The 3,738-nt window shown below is 66.0% G+C and carries 4 protein-coding genes and 1 pseudogene; 4 read left to right on the forward strand and 1 reads right to left on the reverse strand.

Going from position 1 to position 3,738, the window contains the following annotated elements; all coding sequences use genetic code 11:
* A pseudogene (locus JO059_RS06130) lies at window positions 1–230 on the forward strand (lipoyl synthase); the annotation flags it as partial.
* A 5-nt stretch (window positions 231–235) separates the two neighbouring features.
* Window positions 236–988 (forward strand): DUF4191 domain-containing protein, encoded by a 753-nt coding sequence (locus JO059_RS06135; RefSeq protein WP_293315214.1) that lies wholly within the window; start codon window positions 236–238, stop codon window positions 986–988.
* A 219-nt stretch (window positions 989–1,207) separates the two neighbouring features.
* Here JO059_RS06135 and JO059_RS06140 read toward each other — a convergent pair whose 3' ends face one another.
* Window positions 1,208–1,630 carry an RDD family protein gene (locus tag JO059_RS06140; protein WP_293315215.1) on the reverse strand — a complete coding sequence of 141 codons (423 nt, stop codon included), beginning with the start codon at window positions 1,628–1,630 and terminating at the stop codon, window positions 1,208–1,210.
* A gap of 210 nt (window positions 1,631–1,840) precedes the next feature.
* Here JO059_RS06140 and glnA point away from each other — a divergent pair, with 210 nt between their 5' ends.
* Together glnA and JO059_RS06150 are read left to right on the forward strand one after the other, a co-directional pair.
* Window positions 1,841–3,277, forward strand: coding sequence for a type I glutamate--ammonia ligase (gene glnA / locus JO059_RS06145; RefSeq protein ID WP_293315216.1), 1,437 nt, complete (start codon window positions 1,841–1,843; stop codon window positions 3,275–3,277).
* Window positions 3,278–3,482: 205 nt separating this feature from the next.
* On the forward strand, window positions 3,483–3,692 hold the full coding sequence (locus tag JO059_RS06150) for a hypothetical protein (RefSeq protein ID WP_293315217.1): 210 nt from the start codon (window positions 3,483–3,485) through the stop codon (window positions 3,690–3,692).
* Window positions 3,693–3,738 lie beyond the last annotated feature (46 nt).

The raw sequence follows: 3,738 nt of genomic DNA on the forward strand, positions 1-3,738 counted from the left end.
CCGGCTGCGACATTGTCACCATCACCCAATACTTGCGCCCGTCGGCCCGCCACCATCCCGTCGAACGCTGGGTGCGGCCCGAGGAATTCGCCGAGTTCGCCCAGCACGCCGAGGGGCTGGGCTTTTCAGGCGTGCTGGCGGGGCCGCTGGTGCGATCGTCCTACCGGGCGGGACGGCTGTATGAGCAAGCCGCCGGCATCCGCGCCCAATCGGCACGTACGTATCCTTAGTGGTTATGGCTAAACCCCGCAATGCCGCCGAGAACAAGGCCGCCCGGGCGCAGGCGCAGGCCGCCCGCAAGGCCGCCGCGCGGGAACGCCGCGCCCAGTTGTGGCAGGCGTTCAACATTCAGCGCAAGGAGGACAAGCGCCTCCTGCCCTACATGATCGGCGCCTTCGTGCTGATCGTGGGCATCTCCGTGGCGGTCGGCGTATGGGCCGGGGGGCTCACCACGATCACGATCATCCCGCTCGGCGTGCTGCTGGGCGGGTTGGTCACGTTCATCATTTTCAGCCGCCGAGCCCAGCGATCGGTGTTCAGCAAAGCCGAAGGTCAAACGGGCGCGGCCGCCTGGGTATTGGACAACCTGCGCGGCAAGTGGCGGGTGACTCCCGGGGTCGCCGCCACCGGCCACTTCGACGCGGTGCATCGAGTGCTCGGCCGGCCCGGGGTCATCCTCGTCGGCGAAGGATCGGCGGCGCGGGTCAAACCGCTGCTGGCGCAGGAGAAAAAGCGGACCGCTCGAGTCGTCGGCGAAGCGCCGATCTACGACATCGTCGTCGGCAACGGGCAGGGTGAGGTTCCCTTGGCCAAGCTGGAACGCCACCTCACCCGCCTGCCCAACAACATCACGATCAAGCAGATGGACACCCTCGAGTCCCGGTTGGCAGCGCTGGGATCGCGGGCAGGTGCCGGGGCGTTGCCGAAGGGACCGCTGCCCAACGCGGGCAAGATGCGCGGAGCGCAGCGCACCGTGCGCCGCAAGTAGCGCATGGTTTCACCAACGATCGCAGGCGCGAAATAGCCGGGTAAGCGTTGATCCCATGTGCCACATGGGTCACCGGCAGAAACGACGGTGTCGTTTTGCCCGGCTACGAGCGACAACCTCCAAAGCGGATCGGCACACCCCACCCCGCTGGTTGCAGCGACTGGCGGCTGCCGGTGCGCCGAAGCCTATGCGTCCCAAGCCCTTAGCCGAAGAACCACGCTAGCGGCGCACCGCCGCCGTTCCGGTCAGCCGGTCGTGCAAACCCCGGCCGTCGGAATCGGTGAACAACGCCGGGACGACGGTCCCGACGAGCAATCCGCGCACCACCAATCGCCCGACCCCGACCGGCAGGCGTCCGTCCACCGCAGCCACCTGCAGACCCAGCGCCAACTGCCCGGGGGTGAAGCTGAACAACCGCACCGCCACCACCCCGAGCAGCAGCCAGACGACCAACACTGCGGTCGCCAACATCCGTTCGGAGTAAACGTTCAACGCCAGCGCCAACCCGGCCAGGCCGTAGGCGATCAGCCAGTCGATCATGAGAGCCGCCAGCCGACGGCCCATGGGCGCCAGCGAACCCGGCCCGGTCTCCGGCAGGCCGAGCCCCTCACCGGGATAGGCGGGCCGCGAACCCGCCGTCATCGGCGTGATCCGATGGCACCAGTCCCGCTGCGTCGCCGCATCAGACCAGATACGATCTTGCGGTCCATGGCCCCACAATAGAGTCCGACCCGAACCCGGGTTCTGCTGCGGAGGGCATGGCACGTAACCTCTGCGCAACGCGGGGTTGACTGACGGGCAACATCTGCTCCATAGCGTCAGGCCGCGGATTACAAGTAAAGGAGCAATTCTGTGACGGAAATGACGCCCGACGACGTCTTCAAGCTCGCCAAGGACGAGAACGTCGAGTTTGTCGACGTCCGGTTCTGTGACTTGCCAGGCATCATGCAGCACTTCACCATTCCGGTTTCGTTTTTCGACGAGAGCGTGTTCGAGGATGGCTTGGCCTTCGACGGTTCGTCGATTCGCGGTTTCCAGTCGATCCACGAATCCGACATGCTGCTGCTCCCAGACCCCGCGACCGCTCGGATCGACCTGTTCACCGAAGCCAAGACGCTGAACCTCAACTTCTTCGTGCACGACCCGTTCACTTTGGAGCCCTACTCGCGCGATCCGCGCAACATCGCGCGCAAGGCCGAGAACTACCTGAAAAGCACCGGGGTCGCCGACACCGCATACTTCGGCGCCGAGGCTGAGTTCTACATCTTCGACTCCGTCAGCTTCGACTCGCGCACCAACGGCTCGTTCTACGAGGTGGACGCGATCTCCGGCTGGTGGAACACCGGTGAGCCGACCGAGAACGACGGCAGCCCCAACCGCGGCTACAAGGTTCGCCCCAAGGGCGGCTACTTCCCGGTTGCCCCCGTCGACCACTACGTCGACCTGCGCAGCCGGATGCTGCACAACCTGATCGCGTCGGGCTTCAGCCTGGAGAAGGGCCACCACGAGGTGGGCACCGGCGGCCAGGCCGAGATCAACTACAAGTTCAACACTCTGTTGCACGCGGCCGACGACATGCAGCTGTACAAGTACATCGTCAAGAACACCGCGTGGCAGGCCGGCAAGACCGTCACCTTCATGCCCAAGCCGCTGTTCGGCGACAACGGGTCCGGGATGCACACCCACCAGTCGCTGTGGAAGGACGGCAGCCCGCTGATGTACGACGAGACGGGCTACGCCGGCCTGTCGGACACCGCGCGCCACTACATCGGCGGCCTGTTGCACCACGCGCCGTCGCTGCTGGCGTTCACCAACCCGACGGTGAACTCCTACAAGCGGCTGGTTCCCGGCTTCGAGGCCCCGATCAACCTGGTGTACAGCCAGCGCAACCGCTCGGCGTGCGTGCGCATTCCGATCACCGGCAGCAACCCGAAGGCCAAGCGGCTTGAGTTCCGTTGCCCCGACTCGTCGGGCAATCCGTACCTGGCGTTCTCGGCCATGCTGATGGCCGGCCTGGACGGCATCAAGAACAAGATCGAGCCGCAGGCGCCGGTCGACAAGGACCTCTACGAGCTGCCGCCCGAGGAGGCCGCCAACATCCCGCAGGCTCCCACCCAGCTGTCCGCGGTGATCGACCGGCTGGAGGCCGACCACGAATACCTCACGGAGGGCGGCGTTTTCACGCCCGACCTGATCGAGACGTGGATCAACTTCAAGCGCGACTACGAGATCCTGCCGGTCCAGATCCGGCCGCACCCGTACGAGTTCGCCCTCTACTTCGACGTGTAAGCCGGCACCGATCCGCACTGCTTTCGGGCGGCGTGTATCCGTTGCCCGAAAGCGGTGCGGGTCGACCCGTCGCCATGTGGCCGCAATTGGCTTCGGCACCGGTGTCGATCTCGAGGGTGAACCGCCGCAGCGTAGTGGCTGTTACGATTCGCCTCGTTCTCGTTTGATTCGCGTTGGGCCCATGGATCGCGAACGCCCTCTTCTGGTGTCTGCAGGATTCGCTGTGTGGGCCGCGATCGGCGGCCTGGTTGGTCCCTTGTCGGCCCGTGCCGACGACGATCCGCTGCCTCCGCCGCCGGCGCCAGCGCCCGCCCCGATACCGGCTCCCGGAGCCGATCCCGAGCTTCCCCCAGCCCCCGGGCTGACGCCGGCTCCTCAGGGCGTTTCCGAGATTCCGCCGGTGGTAGACCCGTGATCCAAGCCGTGTTTGATCGCCATGTTCCGCTCGTGATGCCGCTGGT

Source organism: Mycobacterium sp. (assembly GCF_019247615.1).
Classification (GTDB): domain Bacteria; phylum Actinomycetota; class Actinomycetes; order Mycobacteriales; family Mycobacteriaceae; genus Mycobacterium.

What these genes read in the sequence shown, in the direction of transcription:
- JO059_RS06135 (WP_293315214.1), top strand. Translation starts at nt 236, where the DNA reads ATGGCTAAACCCCGCAATGCCGCCGAGAACAAGGCCGCCCGGGCGCAG.
- JO059_RS06140 (WP_293315215.1), bottom strand. Translation starts at nt 1,630, where the DNA reads ATGACGGCGGGTTCGCGGCCCGCCTATCCCGGTGAGGGGCTCGGCCTG.